Below are 19,172 nucleotides of genomic sequence, written 5' to 3'. Positions count from 1 at the left end.
GCACATCCTCCTGGAGGAAGCTGGTGACGGCGTTTGGGCGGAGAACGGCCAGGTAATCAGCCTCTGATCCGCTCCCGGATCCAGATGCCGGCGGGCTTGAGAACGCCGGTGCCGGTGAATTTTCCGGCGCCGCAGGCGCCCTTTTTGAAGACCGAGAGATCGAGCCCGTTGTCGGCGATGACCCAGTGGGTCCAGCCGATCTTCTTCCTCGCCATGAGGTCGACGTATTTCTGCGCCATGGGGAAGTCGTTTTCATAGCCCGTCCACGACGCGGCGCTCCACTCCGTGACGAAAACCGGGAGCTTGGACGAGGCACGATCCAGGCGCATCACATAGTCGTCCCGCGACTTCTGCGCATAGAAGTGGAATGTGTACATGACATTCTTGGCGCGTACCGGGTTGTCGACGATCATCTGCTCGTTCTTGCCCTCGGCCCCGCCGAGTGTGGCCCAGCCTGGCGTGGGGACGAGGATCACGCTGTCGGCATCGCGGGAGCGGATCACCGGAATGACGGTTTCCGCGTAGCTCTTGATCCTCTCCCAGCTCACATGGTTGGGCTCATTGGCGATCTCATAGATCACATTGCTCTTGTGCTTGTGGCGCTCGGCGATCTGCTTGAAGAATGTGAGCGCGTTGTCGATGTCCGTGTGCGGATCGCCCGGTTGGATCGTGTGCCAGTCGACGATGACGTACATGCCACGGGCGGTCGCCCGGTCGATCAACTGGCTCGCCAGCTCGGTGTACTTCTTGGGATCCGCGTGGTACCCGCCCTGTCGGGCGTATGTCGAGACACGCAGAACGTTCATCTTCCAGTCGTAGGCGAACGCGTCCATCGCGGCCTCGGTCAGGCAATGGGCGTACCAATGCGTGCCGTGGGTGCTCATACCTTTCAGATGGACGGGCCGGCCGGATTCGGAGCACAGCTGCGTACCGCAGACGCGGATCTTTCCATGTGCCTGGACCGGAGTCATGGCCTTACCCTTGGCCACCGGTCGGACTTCCTCTCCGTGCGCCGTGGTCACGGAGAGAAGGCCGAGCGTCGCCGCGAAAGCCAGTGAGGTTCGAACGGCCCAACGGCTGCGGGGAGTTAGTGAGCGCACCTGTGCCTCCAGTTCCCTGAGATGGCGCTGTAAAGCAAATATGAGGAAAGGAAACGCGTAAGTAGTGCAGCGCCACCGCGCTTCGTCCGAGCAGCGGGGAATGTTCATCCCCATGGACCACGGTCACCCGCCGACACCGGGGTGCCGAGAAGCTTCTACGACCGGCACAGGCGCCCACCCATGCCACAATTACCCTGTTTCTATAGCCATACGTAATGAGGGTGAAGTGTCGGAATTCACTGATGTGTTCAGGCGCCTGTCAACAGCCCAGAAGTCATCTAAAGGGGTCTCGCTCTACAGCCGGTTCGTCAACCGGCCGGCCGGGCGCATGTTTGCGGCGATGGCCTACCGCAGCAATGTGACGCCGAATCAGGTGACCGTGCTGGGCGCCTTCTTCACCTTCCCGGCGCTGGCGGCCGTGGCACTGCTGCCACCGGGTCCGGTGATGTCGGTCGCCGTGTTCGCGGCTCTGGTGGTGGGCTTCGCCCTGGACGCGGCGGACGGACAGCTGGCACGGAGCCGGAAGACGGAGAGCGCCGCGGGCGAGTGGCTGGACCACGTGCTGGACTCCGCCAAGATCGTGGGGATTCACCTGGTCGTGCTGGTGTCGTTCTATCGCTTCTTCGACCTGCCCAGCGACGCCTTCCTCCTCGCACCGATGGTTTTCCAGCTCGCGGCCGTCGTCATCCTCTTCGCCGGGATTCTGTCCGACCAGCTGAAGCGGCAGACGGGAAGGGAAGCCTCGCCGGCGGCGCCCTCGGCGCTGCGGTCCGTGCTTCTTCTTCCCGTCGACTACGGCACGATCTGCGTCAGCTTTCTATTCCTGGCGAGTCAGGATCTCTTTCTCGGCGTGTACTGCACGCTGCTGGTAGCCCACGTTCTCTTCATGGGCGCCTTCCTGGTGAAGTGGTACCACGAGCTCTCCTGAAGGCGGCACCGGGGGATTCCGCGGGTCGAGGAGACTGAGGGCATGACGCAGAAGAGTGCTCGAGGTGTGCCTCGTGTAGGGGAAATAGACCACCTCCACACCAACCTTCGAGAATTCGGTCTCGAGGATCTTCCAGAGGTCCGTGCCGAGCCAGTCGTCACCTTTGAAGATGACGTCGAAACCCAACTCCTGCCAGATCGCGAGCTTGTCGTCCACGGCGGCGACAAAGGTCTCGTCCACGTAGCGAACGCTGCGGACGATCTCCAGCCGCTCGGAGAGGGGAACGACAGGCGGCCTGCCCTTCAGGCGCACCACCAGGTCGTCGGAGCAGACTCCCGCGATGAGGCGGTCGCAGTGCTCCCGGGCTCGGCGCAGGATGTTCAGGTGCCCCACGTGGAAAAGGTCGAAGGCTCCTGGCGCGTAACCGAGGCGTTCTCCCATCAACGCTCTTCCTTCGGCCGCTCATCGGCGGCCACGGTCACTTCGAGCGGTTCCGACCCGGGCGACGTGTTGTCGCCATCGGTGACGGCGATCGTGTACCGATGGCGAGAGCCGGGGGTGACGGAGTCCGTGTACGTCATTTCCGGGCGGTCCCACGAGGCCGACCGCTGCTTCTGCGTAGCCACGAGGACGCCGTCACGGTAGATCCGGTACGTCAGCTCCGCGTCGTCCCGGTCCCATGCGGCACGCCAGGTCAACGTGACCTTCCCGGCGCTTGAGTCCGCGGCCTTGAGCCGGGGAAGCTCCTCGGGGGCTCCGGTGTCAGGACCGGCCGAGAAGCGCGTCAGGCCTTGCTGGGGTTTGTCGTTGACCGCGGTGAACTCACCGCCCGCCCAGAGGGTGTCGCCCGCCATCACCAGCGCCCGGGGGCCGACTTGCTCACCGAGCCCTCCGTTCGTGTCGGGGAACCAGTGCAGGATGCGGCCGTCGCGGAGCGAGTTGGCCAGGAAATGCTGGCGGTTGTTGTGCTCGGGGAAGCCCCCCGGTGTCCGGCTGCAGTCGTGGGCGTGGGATCCGCTGTAAAGAACTCCGTTGTGCACGACAACGGATTGGGTGGCACCCAGACACATGTCCTTCCACAGCATCTCGTTCTTGGACAGGCCGCCGGCGAGGCGACCTTCGAAGATGCCCGTGCCCCTGCCCTCGGCTCCCACGTAGAAGTTGTCTTCGTGGCGTGCCAGTGACTTCACCGACGTTCTTTTCGGGACCCAGTGTGGGTACGTGGTCACCGTCGAGCCGGTCGAGGGATCCAGGGCGACCAGGGCATGCGCCTCAGCGTCGTTGACCTCGTGGAAGGAGCCACCGACCATGAGCTTTCCGTGATCGGGTGCGGCCAGGATGGCCCGGACCGGCTCGTCGATGTCGGCCGTGAACGGCAGCAGTGAGCCGCTGGGGGTGAGCGCCGCGATGTGCTTCCTGGTCTCGCCGTTGACGAGGGTGAAGTCGCCGCCCAGGTAGACCGCGTCGCGGGTGACCTCGATGGCCCGTACGTACGACGCCACAGCTGGGCGGAATTCCCTGCGCAGCGAGCAGTCGCCCGTATTGAGCGCGGCCGCACTGGCCGCCCCCCTCTCGCCGACCTTGTCGAACGAGCCGCCGACGAACAGCACCTTGCCGTCGCGTGACGCCTTCAGCGCTCTTACCGTGTCACCGCTGCCCGAGAAGGACGGGGCGCATGGCAGTAGTTCGCCGGTGGTGGCGTCGAACGCGGCGAAGTTCTTGCGGGCGACCTCCTTCTCGCCAGGCTTCGCGCCCGGCGGGCGGACGCTGTTGAAGGTGCCGCCGGCGTACACGACGCCGCGCGCGTATGCGACCGACCAGACGATGCCGTCCGTCTGCCATGTCGCCAAGGGGTCCGCGGTCAGGGTCTTTTCGTCGCCGTCGGCTGCCGAGGCGGAGGCGGTGATGAGCGAGGCGGCCGCGAGGAGGACCGCTGTGGAAGCCGTGGTGACCGCTCTTGTCGTGCGGTTTCTCAAGCGCATGCGTTGTCCTAGGGATGGAGGTGGTGTGGGTGGGGGCACGGGCAGTGGTACGGCGAATGCGTTTTCGCAGCCGTCCTACGAGGCGCGCTTGCGGAGCACGGTGACCAGTTCACCCACCGCCAATACGGTGCGAAAACGGCACAAACTTATACTGAGTGCACCGGCCCCCAGGACAATTCCTGCGGCGAGTCCCGTCGCCGTGTCGCCAGTCACGAGCCGGATGGGAACAACCAGAACCGCCGTGAAGCACAGGCCGACGCAGGCCGCGGCGCGGTATCCGCGGTCGACGGTCGTGAATCCCGGATAACGCCGCACCAGGGCCGCCGCCAGGAGGTTTTCGACGACGATGGCCGCTCCCGTGGACAGGGCGGCCCCGAGGACGCCTGCACGCGGAATGGTGAGGACCCCGACGGTCAGCTGCACCGCGAACGCCACGCCGGTGACCCCGAGATGCCATGAGCTCTTGCCGGCCATGAGCAGCATGGTCTGGGCATTGCCGACCCCGATGTTGATCGCCGAGGCGACACACAGGACGACCAGGGCAACGGCTCCCTGTCCGAACTCCGGTCCGAAGAGGGAGAGAACCGTACCGGGGAAACTCCCGAGGAGCACGAACAACGGCCAGGAGAACAGCACGATCCAGCGTGTCGAGACCCGATGCAGATGGCAGGCCTGCGTGGTCTCCCCCACGGCGAGCAGGCGGCTGATCTCCGGAGCGACGGCCAGGCGGATGGCGAGCTGGATCAGCGTCGCCGCGGCGATGACCCGGCCCACGGCGGTGTAGACGCCCGCCTCCTCGCTCGTGGCCAGGACCGACAGCAGGATGACCCCCATCCAGACCGAGCTGATGTCGAAGACCGAGGAGATCGCGCGAGGTGCGGAGAACGCCCAGAATCCCCGCCCGGCGGCGACCGCTTCAGGTGGGCCGGCACGTTCTGAGCACCTCGTACGACGGCACCGGCGCAGCGCGAACCAGGCAACGAGGCCACCGGCCAGGGAGGGGGCGAGCCAGGCGGCGGCAAGTCCCAGCGCGCCGGGAGCCAGCAGCGCGACCGGTACGGCGATCAGAACGCGCAGTACCGGTTTGCCGATCTGCTCGACGCCGACGAACGGAACGACCGTGCCGTAGCCCTGGGTGGCACCGAGCAGAATCAGGGTGATCGTGGCCACGGGGAGGAACAGCGCGAAGAGCCGGACCAGCGCGACCGCGTCCTCCTGGGCGAGATTCGGCAACAGCGCGGTGGCTGTCCAGGGCGACAGGAAGAGCAGCGCCGCTACCGCGGTACTCGCCGCGGTTCCTGGTACGACGGCGCTGCGCAGGAGGGCGCCCACCTCACGGCCACCGCCGGTGGCCACGTCGCGGGACACGAAGCGCACCAACCCCGTGTCGGCACCGAGCTTGCAGGTGTGACTGAGGATGGTGAAGGCGGCGACACCCGTGAACACCGCTCCCGCCCCGTACGCCCCAAGGGCGCGGGTGACCAGGGTGACGAGGAGATAGCCGAAGACGGCGTTGATCGTCGAACCCAGGAAGCCCCACCACCCGCCACGCGCGGTGGCGGCGATCCCGCTCCGGGCGACCGGCCCGCCGGTGGCGGGAACGGCCGTTCCGGATGCGCTCATCGGGAGGTGGTGAGTGTGTCGTCCGGCACGGGCGCGGACTGCTTTCCGACCACATCTTCGGCCGGCGCGGCAGGTGTCGTGGACGAGCCCCGCTCCCTCAGCCGGCGAGGCCGTCCACTGTCCATGGCACGGCGGAGCAGGCCGCGCCGGGTGCCCGTGTCGAGCACCGCGCCCACGATGTGTCCTCCCGCGCAACCGATCAGCTCGCGAATCCGCTTGAGGTCGTCGCGCCTGGTGTCGTCCAGGCCGCCCACCACGAGGACACCGTCCACGCGTTGGGCGACGCCGAGAGCGTCGGCGTGTTCGAGCAGAGGCCGGGTGAGGACGAACGCCGCCATGTCGGAATCGGCGCTCGACAGCGCACGCGTGACCGTGGCAGACGCCGGAAGGTCGTAGGGGGCGGTGCCACTCCTGTCGGGGAAGAGCATGAATCGCCCGGCCCTGCCCGCGTCGATGACGGCCCGGCCCTCCGGGGCGCCGGAGTCGTCCTCCACCAGCGGCAGTCGTACCGACAGGCCGGGTGTGCTCGCGGTGGCGTCCACCAGCAGTACCTCGTCACCGAACTCCGCGAAGGCGGCGGCGAGATTCACCGCGACGGCCTCGGCCTTGTGGTCCTGCTTCGACGCCACGACGAGGAGTGTGCCGGTGCCTGTACGGGCCTCGCCGTACCGGAGGCGGAAGGCGAGGCTCCGGTAGGTCTCCGCGCGGCTGCCGTCGATCCGACCGACCTCCAGCAGGTCCCCGTGGTCCGCGTCGGGGCCCGGCAGGATGCCCAGCACCGGAGCACCCAGTGCCCCCTGGACCTCTCCGACCGAGCGGGCCCTCGGCTCGAGCGCGGATCGCAGCCAGGCGAGCACGATGCCCAGGAGGAGACCGCTCAACAGGCCGAGGCCGATGAGCCAGGCAGGGCCCGGTCCCGAGGGCTGCGCCGGCGGCTCGGCCCCGCGCACGATGTCGCCGCCCTTGGTGTCGTAGGACGTGATGTCCGAGATCCGCTTCTGGAGTGCGCCGATCTGGTCCCGCCGGCTTGCCGCCGTGCCCGCGTCGGCCTTCTTGGTGTTCTGCTTGGTCAGCGCCGCGATGTGCTTTTCCAGCCCGCTCGTCATCCGCTTGACCGTGGCCTTCGTTCTGTCCTTGCGGTCGGCGAGATAGGCCTCGGCGAAAGCGTTGGACCCCCGGGCCGCCCCCTTCGGAGTGCCCGCTGAGTACTCGAACCGGAGCACTTGGGTTTCCGGCGGATTCGTGACGCGCAGGTTCTCCAGCAACGTGTCGGCTCGGGACGGTTGGTGCAGCGCCTTTGCCGCTCGGGCCGCGACTGTGGCGCTGAGCGCGATCTGCCGTTCCGTGCCCATGCTCACCTGGTTCTCGACGGACACGCCGAGCGTGCTGAACGGGTCGGTGGTCGGGCGGACGAGGACCTCACTGGTCGAGGTGTAACTGCCTGCGCGGAACACCACCAGCAGCAGTCCGCCGAGCAGCCCCAGAGCGATGCCCAGCGCGATGGTCGTGCGGTACCTCAGCAGTTGGCGCAGCTGGTCGCGGAGCCGGTCGGGTTCTTCATACCGGTCATCGAAGCTAGTGGGGCTGAACACGGATGCCTCCTGTTCCGGGGATGGGGACGTGAGCCGCGGTCGCGGTCGGCAGCGCCGGTGAAGGAGAGCGAGATGACCGGGCGGCACGGGTGGTGATGAACAGCGGAACGGTCAGCAGCAGCAGAAGCGGCCCCGCGATGGCCATGAGGCTGCCGCGCAGCAGGATCATCTGGTAGAAGGCGAAGGCCGGGACCAGCAGAAGCGCCAGCGTGGCCCGTTGCCCCCGAAGTCGCTCCCGGATGTCGTCCATACGGCGTCCGGCCGCACCCAGCAGGCAGAAGACGACGACCACAGACGGAACGCCGGCCCACAGGTAACTCTCGATCCACAGCGATGCCGACAGATTGTGGAAGTCGTAGCCCGCGTACTGGGCGAGGGTGATGCCGACGGGCTGCGGTTTGTCGGGCCACACGGAGCGCGGCACCATGACCAGAACGGGACCGAGCGCGGCCGACGGGGAGAAGCCGGTCTCCTCCACGTAATCGATACCGGTCTGCATCTGCTGAAAGGCCTCGTAGTCCATGTTCGTCGTGAGCTGCTCGGTCAGGCTCACCACGTGGACGGCTTCCCGTTGGCTGTAGCGGAAGTAGTCGCTGTAGGGGAAGACGAGCAGCACCGTCACCGTGATCGCCGCGGCGATGATGCGGAAGGCCCGGGGTTGGTTGAACCGGCGCGATGAGAACAGCAGGGCCAGAAGGACGGTTCCGGCCCAGAAGCGCGGCCTGCTGATGGGATTGTTGACGACCACGTTGAGCGCGAGCAGAAGCGGGAGCAGCATCCAGCGGACGCTGCGCAGCAACCGGTCGCCCTTCGTTCGCCGGGGCAGGTGGACCAGGGCCAGCAGCGCCCAGAAGGCCGGGACGGCCAGCAGCCAGTTGAGCAGGGACCGGGCCGAGTCCCGCACGGCGCCCGTCTGCCACAGGGCCTGTCTGCTGGTGAAGAAGGCCTCCCATCCTCCTTGCCGGGGGATGAGCACGGCCGCGAGAACGAGCCACAGGCCGCACAGCACGAGCACCCGCAGGGGTGCGACCCGGCGGGACAGCAACGGTTCGAGAACGACCGGGCGGTCGTGTGTGCGCCTGCCGGCGAGTGCCGCCCCGGCGCTGTAGGCGAGGAGTCCGACTTCGACCAGGGCGGCGACGGCAAAGGCGTTGGCTTCGTCGGTCCGGTAGTCGAGGGGGTAGGTGTCAGTGGCGATCATGGCGAGCGGTGCCAGTCCGAGCCACACGTAGGCGAAGAGCCAGAAACCGAGTGCGACGAGCCGCACCGATGTGGCGGTGAGCACCCGGGTGAGCGCCCCACCGGTGTGCGCCACGACGACACACTGTGCGGCGAGTGCCGCCCCGACGTGCAGGCCGGGCGTCTGCAGGATCAGCCCCGGCAGCAAGGCGACGAGAACGATGGCCCAACCGCACACCGCGGCCACGGAACGTTCTTGGCTGCCGTACACCTGCACCCCCCTCATCGGAATGGGCAATTAGCCTGAATCTCAATAAAGGGAGTTATAGCTTCTATAAAAGAGATATCAGCGATACCGGAAGGCGTGTCGCTTGAGCGATTGATTTACATATGTCGTATTTTGCGTAAATGACTGAACTGCTCGCGGGTCGCCGTGCACTCCTCGTGTCCACCCACTACGCGCCCGAGCACGCCGGGATCGCGCCCTACTCGACCCGGATCGCCGAGCACCTGGCCGCGTGCGGCGCCCAGGTCGAGGTCCTGGCGGCGATGCCGCACTATCCGGCCTGGCGGGTGCACGACGACTATCGCGGGCGCTGGCGGATGACCGAGGGGCGGGGAGGCGTGCGGGTCCACCGCCGCCGCACCTTCGTTCCGTCGCGTCAGACGGCGCTGCGCAGAGGGTTGTACGAACTCAGCTTCCTCGCTCACGGATCGCTCGGGCCGCCGGCCCCACGACCCGACCTGGTGATCAGCCAGATGCCGACGCTGGCAGGAGGCCTGATCGGCGGCCGGCTCGCGCGCCGCCACGGTGTGCCCCACGCGGTCGTGGTGCAGGACCTCATGGGAGCCGCGGCCGAGCAGAGCGGCATCAGGGGCGGCGGCCGCGTGGCGTCCCTCGTGGCCGGTATGGAGGCGAGGATTCTGCGCTCGGCCACCCTCGTCGGTGTGGTGCACGAGTCGTTCATGGACCGCGTCATCGCGACGGGCGTGCCGGCGGCGCGCGTCAGGGTCGTGCCCAACTGGACACATGTGACTCCCCCGACCGGCGACCGCGGGGCGGTACGGGCCCGGCTCGGCTGGAGACAGGAGGACTTCGTCGTACTGCACTCCGGGAACATGGGGCTCAAGCAGGGCCTGGAGGTGCTGGTGGACGCCGCTCGGATCGCGGTCCGTGACACCCCCCGCATGCGCGTCGTCATCATGGGAGACGGCAGCCAGAAGGAACACCTGGCGCGCCGTGCCGCGGACCTGCCGAACCTGGACCTGCTGCCGCCCGCGGCCGACGCGGACTTTCCCGACGTGCTCGCCGCCGCGGACGTACTCCTGGTCACCCAGCGGTCCTCCGTACGGGACATGAGTCTGCCTTCGAAGCTGACGTCCTACTTCGCGAGCGGACGCCCGGTCATCGCCTCGGTGGCCGCGGACGGGGGCACGGCACAGGAAGTGCGTCGCTCCGGAGCGGGAGTCGTCGTACGCGCCGAAGACCCCGAGGCGCTGCACAGGGCCGTCGGGGAGCTGATCCGGGACCCGGCCCGGGCCAAGGCCCTCGGCGCGCTCGGTCCCGCGTACGTTCAGGAGCGGCTGAGCCCGCAGGCCGGGCTGGGGCGGATCACCTCGATGCTGTCCGAGGCGCTGGCCCTTCAGTAGGCACCCTCGCCGCGCAACACGACGGTCGGTGTCCGCAGGAGGATGGCCAGGTCCAGCCAGACCGACCAGCTGTCGACGTACTGCAGGTCCAGCCGCAGCGCGTCCTCCCAGGCGAGGTCGGAGCGGCCGCTGATCTGCCACAGGCCGGTGAGGCCCGGACGGACCAGCAGACGGCGGCGAGCCTCGCCGGTGAACGCCGAGTCCTCCACGGGGAGCGGCCGGGGGCCGACCAGTGACATGTGCCCCATCAGCACGTTGACCAGCTGGGGCAGTTCGTCCAGCGAGTAGCGGCGCAGCAGGCGCCCGACGGCGGTGACGCGGGGATCCTCCCGGATCTTGAACAGGTGCCCGTCGCCCTCGTTCCGGGCCGCCAGCGACGCCCGCGCCTGCTCGGCACCGAGCCGCATGGTGCGCAACTTGAGTACGTCGAACTCCTCGCCGTCCCGGCCCATGCGCCGCTGCCGGAAGAGCACGGGCCCCGGGCTGTCCGCCTTCACCGCGACGGCCGCCACGAGCAGCATCGGCACCAGCAGCAGCAGGAGGACGGCCGCACCCACGAAGTCGACCACCCGCTTGACGGCCCGACTCGCGCGTCGCGAGGAAGCCATTCTTTACTCCTTTGCATCAAATGGGGGAAAAATAGGAGATCTTCAGTCGGACAAGCACATCCAACACCTCTCATGTCAATAACACTGATGGTGTGACCAAAAACCGGACACAGCGGAGATTCCTGCACTGACGCCTCGGATTGCCTCATTCGGCCCGCGGTGGACGATGGAGAGGACTTGCATGCGTGCAGTAGTGACAGGCGGCGCCGGATTCATCGGATCCCACCTTTGCGAACGCCTACTCGCCGCGGGCCACGCCGTGGTCTGCGTGGACAACTTCCTGACATCCAGCGTGAAGAACGTCGAGCATCTGACGGACCACTCACGGTTCCGGCTCGAGTGCCGGGACATCACACAGGGCCTGGATGTGTCCGGACCGGTCGACGCCGTGTTCCACCTGGCCTCGCCCGCCTCACCCGTGGATTACCTGAGGCTCCCCCTGGAAACGATGCGCGTGGGTTCGGCCGGCACCTGGAACGCGCTGGATCTGGCTGCCACCAAGGACGCCCGTTTCCTGCTGTCCTCCACCTCCGAGTCGTACGGAGACCCCCAGGTCCACCCGCAAACGGAGAGTTACTGGGGCCACGTCAACCCAGTCGGTCCGCGTTCGGTCTACGACGAGGCCAAGCGTTTCAGTGAGGCTCTGACGATGGCGTATCGCAGACATCGCGGTGTGGACGCCAAGATCGTGCGCATCTTCAACACCTTCGGACCGCGGATGCGTCCGGACGACGGGCGCGTCATCCCCACCTTCATCCGCCAGGCGTTGGCGGGAGCGCCGATCACGGTCACCGGTGACGGCAGCCAGACGCGCTCGCTCTGCTACGTCGACGACCTGGTCGACGGGCTGACGCGGATGCTGGACAGCGATCACGGCGGACCCGTCAACCTGGGCAACCCACACGAGGTCTCCGTGCTCGAGCTGGCGAGGTGGATCATCGAGCTCACTGGTTCTTCCTCCGAGATCACGCTCATTCCGCGGCCCGAGGACGACCCGGAGAGGCGGCGCCCGGACATCACCGCGGCTGGAGAACTGCTCGGATGGAAGCCCACGACCCCGGTGGAACAAGGACTCCGCGACACCATCACGGACTTCCGAAGCCGGCTGAACCTCGTCGACCGCGCCAAGCTCGTCCACCAACCCGCCACACCAGCACCCGGCGTCGTAGCGGTCTCATGACCGCGCCCCGCCGGACGCCCGGTCGGGCGTTCGGCGGGGCGGTCACAGACGGCCGTCGGCGATGGCCTGGCGTACCCATGGGATGAGTTTGTCGAGGATCTCGTCCAACGTGGTCGTCGCGGTGAAGCCGAGCGCGTCCCTGGCCTTGGACACATCGGGGGTCCGGCGTTGCACATCGTGCTCGAACGGCTCGTCGGTCGTGTAACGGAAGGGCTCGGCGTCGCCCTTGATCTTGTGCCAGATCCGCTCCGCCAGCTCCAGGACCGTGGTGGGCTCGGCGTTCGCCAGGTTGAAGTCCTCGTTGAGCGCGGCGGGGTGAAAGATCGCCGCACAAATGCCACGCGCCAGGTCCCCGCCGTAGGTGAAGTGCCGCACCTGAGCGCCGCTGCCGAGGATGTGCAGCGGATCCTGCCCCTTGAGCACCTTCTGCACCAGGTCGGGAACCACATGGGACATGCTGACCTTGATGTCGCCGGAACGCTCCTCTCCCTGGCCGACCGTCCGCTCCTCGCCCACGTCCACGCAGTTGAAGGGCCGCACGATCGTGAAGGGGAGGCTGTACTGGTCCCACGCCGCCCTGGCGAAGTACTCCACCGCCAGCTTCTGGAAGCCGTACGAGGACGACGGTGGCGGGATGCGGCGCTCGTCCCCCTCCCTCGACGGCCAGACGTCGGTGTTCTCGTACACCATCGAGGAGCTCAGATACGTCACCTTCCGCAGCGGCCCGGCGCCGTGGACCCGGATCGCCGCGTCACATGCGGCGGCGGTGATCCGCTCGTTGGTGGCGAGGAGGTCGTAGGCGTAGGTGTGGAAGTAGGAGATCCCCCCGATCATGGCCGCGCCGGCGACGAAGTGATCGCAGTCGGACAGCAGCTCCGCGAGGAGATCCGTGTCGCGGGCGTCTCCCTCGACCAGCCGGTAGCGGGGATCTTCCACAGTGTCGCGACGGGCCGCGCCGTACTTGGAGAAGTTGTCCAGACCGACCACGGTATGCCCTTGGTGGAGCAGTTCCCTGACGAGGTAACTGCCGATCAGACCGGATGCGCCGGTGACGAGAACCTTCACAGGAGACCTTTCTGGTGGTGGGGGGAAAGCCTTCGCGGTGCCGGTCAGACCCGGACGCCTCTGCCGGCGATACCCCAGAGGTCCACCACGGGCTTCTCCGTGGCCAGGTTCCGGTACTCGGGGTGCGGCGTGGCGACGACGAGCACATCGGCCCGGCTCATGACATCACTCAGTTCCACGAAGCGCGGGTCGCTGATGTACGGGTCCGTGCACAGGGTTTCCCGAGCCTTGGCCATCAAGATCCTGCGAAGCTTGAACGACAGACTTTCGCGCACGTCGTCACTGCCCGCCTTGAAGCCCATACCCAGAACTCCCACCCGCGTTTCCGCCAGCGGGAACCGGCGCTCCAGACGCGACACGAGATAGAGCGGCAGTCCCTCGTTGATGAGCATGGCCGCGTGCCCCAGGACGAAATTGTTCCCGGTGAATGCCGCCAACTGCAGGGTGTCCTTGAGCAGACACGGGCCGGCGGCGAATCCCGCTCCCGGCATGTCGGCTGCCCGCGGATAGTCGTAGGTGATGGCTTTGCGGATGCGCTCGAAGTCGAGCCCGAAGTCGTTCGCCATCATCCAGAACTGGTTGACTGTCGCGAATTTGACGTACCGCCAGGTGTTGGCGAAGAGTTTCGCGAGCTCCGCCTCCTCCGGCTCCATACGGACAATCTTGTCCGTGAGGGTGCGGAAAAACTTCTCCGCCCGGTCACCGGCCCGTTCGGAGCGAGCGGCCACAAGCTGCGGCAGCTCGAACAGCTCGGTCATGGCGGCGCCCTCGGCGATACGTTCCGGGCAGAAAGCCACATCGATGTTCTTGCCGAGCCGTTCGAGCAACCGCTCGGTCAGTGCCGTGACTCCAGGATGAACAGTGCTTCTGAGCATGACCAGTTGGCCGTCGCGCAAATGCTCCGCACAGCGCTCCATAGCCCGTGGAACTGCCCCGAGATCGGGATTGAGATGTTCGTCGACGGGCGTTCCCACCACCACGATGAGGTTCTCGGTCGTGGCGACGCACGCACCATCGGTCGTGGCGCGGAGCCGCCCCTCACGCACCACCTCGCGCAGCGGTTCGGCGGCCCCTCTTTCCGAAAACGGGAGTTCTCCCCTGCTGACTGTGTCGACCGCCGCGGCGTCAATGTCGTAGAGCGTCACCGAAAGCAGTCCGTGGGCGGCGAGCGCGATACCCATGGGAAGTCCCACTCGCCCGCATCCGCCGATGATGACCACATCCGTGGTCGGCCGTGAGCTGTCCGTTCCCATACTGGATTCCAGAGTCATGCGCGGGACTCATCTCCGTTGTTCGCCACCGTGGAGCCGTCGACGTGCGGAACCGTACCGGGCGGGCTCAGGCGGGAACGACGCATAAGGGGGACACGGGGAACAGTTAGTCCGAACAGCCCATGTGACAGAGATTTCGATAGATCTCTTCGAGCCGGTCCACCACCGCACTGATGGAAAACGCCTCTTCGACGGCACCGTGGCCGGCTTCCACCAATGCCGCGCGCTTCTCCTCATCGGTCAGCAGATCGCACACGGCGTCGGCCATGGCCCGCGGGCTCCCGTCGGTGACCATCGCCGCCCTCCGGCGAGCCAGTTCGTCCGCGATGCCGCAGGTGTCGGTGCACACCACGGGGGTGCCCGCGGAGAGAGCCTCGATCACGGTCATCCCGAACGGCTCGTCGACGCTGGGCAACACATAGACGGCCGCCCTCGCGTAGGCACGCACCGCCTCCGCGTGCTCCAGCGCCCCGCCGTAGGACACAATGCCCTCCAGTCCGCGGGCAGCGATGAGCCGACGCACTGCCGGCAGTGCCCCCTCGTCCGCTCCGTGGAGGGTGAACCGGGCGTCGGGCACCTTCTGGTGCACCAGGTCGGCCATCTCGACGAACGCCTCCGGACGCTTGCGCGGGTGCAGCCGGGCGAGGAAGAGCACCTCCCGGCCGCGCCGCCAGTGCTGCGCCTCGCCTCCCCGCTCCGGCCGCACCCCGTTGGGCAGGGTCAGCAACGGCGGACCGTCGACGCCGACGACCTCGGCCACAGCCCGACGTTCCTGCTCGGTGAGGACCAGGCAACCGCGCGCCCTGCGCAGCAAAGGCACGAACATACGATCGAAGAATTGGACGACAACCGCGCGCCGAAACTGCACCATGCCGTGTGTCTGAGCGACGAATCTCTTGCGCCGCAGCGCGGCGACGACAAGTGCGGTGAGCGAGACGAGGTCACGCCCGGCGTGGATATGGACCACATCGGCTCCGCCCATGCAGCGCCACATGTCCCTGACGAGCAGTGGGTGCATCAGCCCGGTGAAGCGCCCCGGAAGCATCGAACGCGCCGGACGCGTGCGCAACGGCACCGAGCCCATGCGTGCCGGTGCCCGCGATCCGCCCCGCCACAGGGAGACCAAGGCGACCTCGTGGCCACGCGCGGCGCACTCCTCGAGCTGCCCGGCCGCCACACTGGTGGGGCCGCCGTACGCTCCGTCGTCGCTGATGAGCGTCACCACGTGGACGATCCTCACGCCGCGGCTCCCGCCATGACGACGGCCCCCGGAGTGACGTCGCGGTGAGCGACCGCCGAGGCACCCACCACCGCGCCGCGCCCGACGGTGACGCCGCGCAGCACGACGGCTCTGGCCGCGACCCAGGATCCGGGCTCCAGACGGATGGGGCCGTTGTCGAACTCGAAAGTCGGGCTGCGGTGTTGGTGGCTCCCGGTACACAGCAACGCCCCCTGGGAGACGCACACGTCGCTGCCGATGGTGATCTGCTCCAGGTTCAGCAGCCAGGCACCCTCGCCGATCCACACGTCGTCGCCGACATCCAGCCGCCACGGCCAGTGCACCCGCACCCCACGACGGATCCGTACCCGCCGCCCGATCCGCGCGCCGAAGACCCTGAGCACGGCCGGCCGCCAGCGGGCGGGAAACCACCACTTGACGAAGACGAGATTCAGCACGGCGAACCAGGCCGCCTGAACGAACGGAGGACGCCCCTTGTCGTAACCGGCCCCCGTGAAACCTCGCAGGGAGCGTTCGAGGACGGCCCTGCACCCGGGCTCCGCCGCGTGGTTGCCGACATCGGGCGGCGCTGCCCTCGTTGCCATGCGGATACCCCTTCCGAGATGGAATGTATTTCCCTTTATGGGATTTACCACGACCATCAATAGCGAAGCGGTACATATAGGCGTGTTGCTGGCAGGCTGTGCCGCATGGAACATCTGCTCACCGCGCCCGCGCGCGTGTACGTCGCCGGTCACCGTGGTCTCGTCGGCTCCGCGATGGTTCGCCGCCTGAAGGCCGAGGGGTACGTGGTCCTCGGCCGAACCCGGTCCGAACTGGACCTCCGCGACGCGACCGCCACCGCCGCCTTTCTCCGCGACGCCCGTCCGGACGCCGTCGTCCTCGCCGCCGCCAGGGTCGGCGGCATCATGGCCAACAGCACCCGTCCCGTGGAGTTCCTCGAGGACAACCTGCGGATCCAGCTGAACGTCATCTCCGCGGCCCATGCCGCAGGCGTACGGCGCCTGCTGTTCCTCGGGTCGTCGTGCATCTATCCCAAGTTCGCGCCGCAGCCGATCCGTGAGGAGTCCCTGCTCACCGGCCCTCTCGAGCCCACCAATCAGCCGTACGCGCTGGCCAAGATCGCGGGCATCGTGCAGGTGCAGTCCTATCGGCGCCAGCACGGTTCCTCGTACATCTGCGCGATGCCGACCAACCTCTACGGGCCCGGCGACAACTTCGACCTGGAGTCCTCACACGTACTGCCGGCCCTCATCCGCCGCTTCCACGAGGCGAAACGGGACGGGCTCGACGAGATCGTGCTGTGGGGCAGCGGCACGCCGCGCCGGGAGTTCCTGCACGTCGACGACCTGGCCGAGGCCTGCCTGGCACTGCTGGGCCGCTACGACGGCGACGAACCGGTCAACGTGGGCTGCGGTGAGGATCTGACGATCCGCGAACTGGCCGAGATCGTCGGTGAGGTCGTCGGCTATCGGGGCCGGATCACCTTCGACACGACGAAGCCCGACGGCACCCCGCGCAAGCTGCTGGACGTCTCCCGCCTCACCGGCCTGGGCTGGCAGCCGAGGATCGCCCTGCGGGACGGCATCGCGGCCACCTACGCGTCGTGGCTGATTCTCGCGGGCCGCGACGGGACTGCGCCTTTCCGGTGCTCTGAATCCCAGATGGCCTAGTCAGAGACATGTTCGGAGAATAACGGCGGTCGGATTGTGCAACAAATGTGAGGTGCCCGGCGCGGACGGAGGTCGTCCCGCGAATCGTCGGAGAAAAGGCGCGAGAGTCCGCGAGGGCCCATTCCGGTACACCCAGATCCAAGGGGCCGGTACACCAAGAACAAGAAGGAGTACTCGTAATGCGAGTAACCACCCGAATGGCACAGTCCAAGAGAACGAGGCTGGCGGCGCTCAGTCTCGGCCTGACGTCGGCGCTGGCGCTCAGCATGGCCGGCCCCGCGTCGGCGCAGCAGGAGCGCTTGGCCACGGTGGAGCCCTACGTAATCGCAGGGAACCCGACCTGCGGCGACCTCGCGCAAAACGGGTTCGACCCCTTCGTGGGTTCCGAAGACGTGGATCCTCCCGTGGACGCGACGGACATCCCGGTGGAAAGCACCGACGGGACGCTCACCGGAACGCTCGATGTCGACTTCAGCGCCAACCTGCTCACCCTCAACTCGTTCAACTTCGAGGGTGAACTCGTCGCCGGCGCGGTGATCGTCAAGGGCGGAAACAACGGCAACGTCTACGACTACCGGGCCACCGGTGGTATCGCGGCGGACGAGAACCTCGTCGCTCCGCTCAATAATCCCGGAAACCAGCCCCAGATCAGCCACGTCACGTTCTGCTTCTACCCGGCGAACGGCAGCTGAGGCAGAACTGACCACGGTCGCGACCTCCTGAATGGAGGCACGACCTGCCTTTCCTGCGGCAACGGCGCCGAGTCTACCGACAATTGAAGGATCGTCATCGGGTCCGTAGCCTTGCTGTGGAGAAGTGGGGGCCTGGAATTCCAGGCCCCCACTCGCATGGGCCGTTCCTTCGAATTAACCGCGATAACGAAAGGCGCCGAAATGACACACTCAGGTCGCTCGGTACGGCACCCCGTCCGCCTGGGTGCCGCCGCGCTGACCGTCGTGGCCGCCTTGCTGACAGTCGGCCTGGACCAGCCGGCCTCGGCAACCTCAGTTCGGTCCACCGCTGTTCCCGCCCCGGACGGTTCCACCGACGGCGGGAGTCCCGCCGTCGTCACCTCGTACTCCACGAACTGGAACAAGCCCTGGGCCATCTCGTTCCTGCCCGACGGACGTTCGGCGCTGGTGACCGAACGCCACACCTACCGTGTCTTCCACGTCGGCCGCGACGGCTCCAAGAGCCCGATCGGCGAGGTGCCGTACACGGACGCCGGCCAACCAGAGCCCGGTTTCGGCAACGGCGGGCTGTTGGGTGTCGCCGCGTCACCGACGTGGAACGGCACGACGGACAAGCGCGTGTTCTTCGTCCACACCACGGCGGCCGACACCCGAGTGGCGAAGATGAACTACGACGGCAAGTCGCTCACCGGCTACACCACGGTACTCAGCGGCATCAAACGAGGCGGGGACCACAACGGCGGCCTGATCGCCTTCGGTCCCGACGGATACCTCTACGTCGCGACCGGCGACGGTCGGCACTCGAAACTCGCGCAGGACAAGAACTCGCTCAACGGAAAGATCCTCCGGCTCACCAAGACCGGCGCTCCCGCCCCCGGCAACCCGTTCGGCAACCACGTCTACAGCTACGGCCACCGCAACCCGCAGGGCCTGGCCTGGGACCGCAACGGCCGGCTGTGGTCGGTGGAGATCGGGGAGGCGAAGTACGACGAACTCAACCTGATCAAGCCCGGCGCCAATTACGGCTGGCCCACCTGCGAGGGCCAGTGCACCGTCGCCGGTATGACCAACCCGAAGGAGACCTGGACACCGGAGGAAGGCGTGCCCGCCCAGCTCGCCGTCGTCCGCAACGTCCTCTACGTCTCGTCGCTGCGCGGCCAGCGGCTCTGGCGCGTACCGATCGACGGGGACAGCGAACGGGTCGGCGCGAAAGCCGCCTTCTACCCCGCCAAGTACGGCCGCCTGCGCGCCATCGCCAAGGTCCCCGGCGTAGACGAACTGTGGGTGGGTACCAGCGACGGCGGGCTCGACAAGGACCGGATCCTCCGCGTGACCATCAAATAACCCTCCATCAAATAACCCTCGGTAACCCTCCAGAGAGAGGCAGGC

Annotated in this window: 15 protein-coding genes and 2 pseudogenes; 6 read left to right on the top strand and 11 right to left on the bottom strand. The window is 67.3% G+C overall.

From position 1 onward, the window contains the following. Window positions 1-56 precede the first annotated feature (56 nt). Window positions 57-989, bottom strand: a complete 933-nt coding sequence (locus AB0I77_RS31215; protein WP_363286071.1) for a glycoside hydrolase family 5 protein — start codon at window positions 987-989, stop codon at window positions 57-59. 337 nt (window positions 990-1,326) lie between these two features. Between AB0I77_RS31215 and AB0I77_RS31210 the strand changes: the two genes are divergently transcribed. Next, a complete protein-coding gene (locus tag AB0I77_RS31210; protein ID WP_363286097.1) occupies window positions 1,327-2,028 on the top strand; it encodes a CDP-alcohol phosphatidyltransferase family protein in 702 nt (233 codons plus the stop codon). 27 nt (window positions 2,029-2,055) lie between these two features. On the opposite strand, the pseudogene AB0I77_RS31205 reads toward AB0I77_RS31210, so the two are convergent. From AB0I77_RS31205 to AB0I77_RS31185, 5 genes and pseudogenes are all read right to left on the bottom strand, one after another. After that, window positions 2,056-2,469: pseudogene (locus AB0I77_RS31205) on the bottom strand (adenylyltransferase/cytidyltransferase family protein); the annotation flags it as partial. Beyond that, window positions 2,469-4,010 carry a fibronectin type III domain-containing protein gene (locus AB0I77_RS31200; RefSeq protein WP_363286070.1) on the bottom strand — a complete coding sequence of 514 codons (1,542 nt, stop codon included), beginning with the start codon at window positions 4,008-4,010 and terminating at the stop codon, window positions 2,469-2,471. The pseudogene AB0I77_RS31205 and the gene AB0I77_RS31200, both read right to left, overlap by 1 nt. 75 nt (window positions 4,011-4,085) lie before the next feature. Further along, a complete protein-coding gene (locus tag AB0I77_RS31195; RefSeq protein WP_363286069.1) occupies window positions 4,086-5,633 on the bottom strand; it encodes an oligosaccharide flippase family protein in 1,548 nt (515 codons plus the stop codon). Then, window positions 5,630-7,225 (bottom strand): hypothetical protein, encoded by a 1,596-nt coding sequence (locus AB0I77_RS31190; protein WP_363286068.1) that lies wholly within the window; start codon window positions 7,223-7,225, stop codon window positions 5,630-5,632. The genes AB0I77_RS31195 and AB0I77_RS31190 overlap by 4 nt, the downstream gene beginning before the upstream one ends. Beyond that, window positions 7,209-8,675, bottom strand: a complete 1,467-nt coding sequence (locus AB0I77_RS31185) for a hypothetical protein (protein ID WP_363286067.1) — start codon at window positions 8,673-8,675, stop codon at window positions 7,209-7,211. Before AB0I77_RS31185 ends, AB0I77_RS31190 begins: the two co-directional genes overlap by 17 nt. A 137-nt stretch (window positions 8,676-8,812) precedes the next feature. Between AB0I77_RS31185 and AB0I77_RS31180 the strand changes: the two genes are divergently transcribed. After that, window positions 8,813-10,054, top strand: a complete 1,242-nt coding sequence (locus tag AB0I77_RS31180; protein ID WP_363286066.1) for a glycosyltransferase — start codon at window positions 8,813-8,815, stop codon at window positions 10,052-10,054. Here the strand turns inward: AB0I77_RS31180 and AB0I77_RS31175 are convergent. Continuing rightward, window positions 10,048-10,638 (bottom strand): annotated as a pseudogene (locus AB0I77_RS31175) (sugar transferase); the annotation flags it as partial. The gene AB0I77_RS31180 and the pseudogene AB0I77_RS31175 overlap by 7 nt on opposite strands. Before the next feature lie 205 nt (window positions 10,639-10,843). On the opposite strand from AB0I77_RS31175, the gene AB0I77_RS31170 reads away from it, so the two are divergent. Continuing rightward, a complete protein-coding gene (locus tag AB0I77_RS31170; RefSeq protein WP_363286065.1) occupies window positions 10,844-11,842 on the top strand; it encodes a UDP-glucuronic acid decarboxylase family protein in 999 nt (332 codons plus the stop codon). Window positions 11,843-11,884: 42 nt separating this feature from the next. Here the strand turns inward: AB0I77_RS31170 and AB0I77_RS31165 are convergent, their stop codons facing one another. From AB0I77_RS31165 to AB0I77_RS31150, 4 genes are all read right to left on the bottom strand, one after another. Then, window positions 11,885-12,907, bottom strand: coding sequence for an NAD(P)-dependent oxidoreductase (locus AB0I77_RS31165; RefSeq protein ID WP_363286064.1), 1,023 nt, complete (start codon window positions 12,905-12,907; stop codon window positions 11,885-11,887). 44 nt (window positions 12,908-12,951) lie between these two features. Then, a complete protein-coding gene (locus AB0I77_RS31160) occupies window positions 12,952-14,178 on the bottom strand; it encodes a nucleotide sugar dehydrogenase (RefSeq protein WP_363286063.1) in 1,227 nt (408 codons plus the stop codon). 106 nt (window positions 14,179-14,284) lie between these two features. After that, the gene (locus AB0I77_RS31155) at window positions 14,285-15,418 is read right to left on the bottom strand and encodes a glycosyltransferase (protein WP_363286062.1); all 1,134 of its coding nucleotides are present in this window, start codon (window positions 15,416-15,418) and stop codon (window positions 14,285-14,287) included. After that, the gene (locus tag AB0I77_RS31150; RefSeq protein ID WP_363286061.1) at window positions 15,415-16,002 is read right to left on the bottom strand and encodes a putative colanic acid biosynthesis acetyltransferase; all 588 of its coding nucleotides are present in this window, start codon (window positions 16,000-16,002) and stop codon (window positions 15,415-15,417) included. The genes AB0I77_RS31155 and AB0I77_RS31150 overlap by 4 nt, the downstream gene beginning before the upstream one ends. 105 nt (window positions 16,003-16,107) lie before the next feature. On the opposite strand from AB0I77_RS31150, the gene AB0I77_RS31145 reads away from it, so the two are divergent. The 3 genes from AB0I77_RS31145 (at window position 16,108) to AB0I77_RS31135 (ending at window position 19,127) form a co-directional block, all read left to right on the top strand. Further along, window positions 16,108-17,091: a GDP-L-fucose synthase gene (locus AB0I77_RS31145; RefSeq protein ID WP_363286060.1), complete on the top strand. Its 984-nt coding sequence runs from the start codon at window positions 16,108-16,110 to the stop codon at window positions 17,089-17,091. 179 nt (window positions 17,092-17,270) lie between these two features. Further along, window positions 17,271-17,783 (top strand): hypothetical protein, encoded by a 513-nt coding sequence (locus tag AB0I77_RS31140; RefSeq protein WP_363286059.1) that lies wholly within the window; start codon window positions 17,271-17,273, stop codon window positions 17,781-17,783. A 201-nt stretch (window positions 17,784-17,984) separates the two neighbouring features. Then, entirely contained in the window at window positions 17,985-19,127 is a 1,143-nt protein-coding gene (locus AB0I77_RS31135; RefSeq protein ID WP_363286058.1) for a PQQ-dependent sugar dehydrogenase, read from the top strand. The last annotated feature ends 45 nt before the right edge of the window (window positions 19,128-19,172 follow it).

Origin of the sequence: Streptomyces sp. NPDC050619 (genome assembly GCF_040654815.1) — a bacterium.
GTDB lineage: Bacteria > Actinomycetota > Actinomycetes > Streptomycetales > Streptomycetaceae > Streptomyces.
Note: the sequence above shows the minus strand (reverse complement) of the source record. Positions and strands in the feature narration are given on the sequence as shown.

What these genes read in the sequence shown, in the direction of transcription:
- AB0I77_RS31200 (WP_363286070.1), bottom strand. Translation starts at nt 4,010, where the DNA reads ATGCGCTTGAGAAACCGCACGACAAGAGCGGTCACCACGGCTTCCACA.
- AB0I77_RS31195 (WP_363286069.1), bottom strand. Translation starts at nt 5,633, where the DNA reads ATGAGCGCATCCGGAACGGCCGTTCCCGCCACCGGCGGGCCGGTCGCC.
- AB0I77_RS31180 (WP_363286066.1), top strand. Translation starts at nt 8,813, where the DNA reads ATGACTGAACTGCTCGCGGGTCGCCGTGCACTCCTCGTGTCCACCCAC.
- AB0I77_RS31170 (WP_363286065.1), top strand. Translation starts at nt 10,844, where the DNA reads ATGCGTGCAGTAGTGACAGGCGGCGCCGGATTCATCGGATCCCACCTT.
- AB0I77_RS31160 (WP_363286063.1), bottom strand. Translation starts at nt 14,178, where the DNA reads ATGACTCTGGAATCCAGTATGGGAACGGACAGCTCACGGCCGACCACG.
- AB0I77_RS31150 (WP_363286061.1), bottom strand. Translation starts at nt 16,002, where the DNA reads ATGGCAACGAGGGCAGCGCCGCCCGATGTCGGCAACCACGCGGCGGAG.
- AB0I77_RS31145 (WP_363286060.1), top strand. Translation starts at nt 16,108, where the DNA reads ATGGAACATCTGCTCACCGCGCCCGCGCGCGTGTACGTCGCCGGTCAC.
- AB0I77_RS31140 (WP_363286059.1), top strand. Translation starts at nt 17,271, where the DNA reads ATGCGAGTAACCACCCGAATGGCACAGTCCAAGAGAACGAGGCTGGCG.
- AB0I77_RS31135 (WP_363286058.1), top strand. Translation starts at nt 17,985, where the DNA reads ATGACACACTCAGGTCGCTCGGTACGGCACCCCGTCCGCCTGGGTGCC.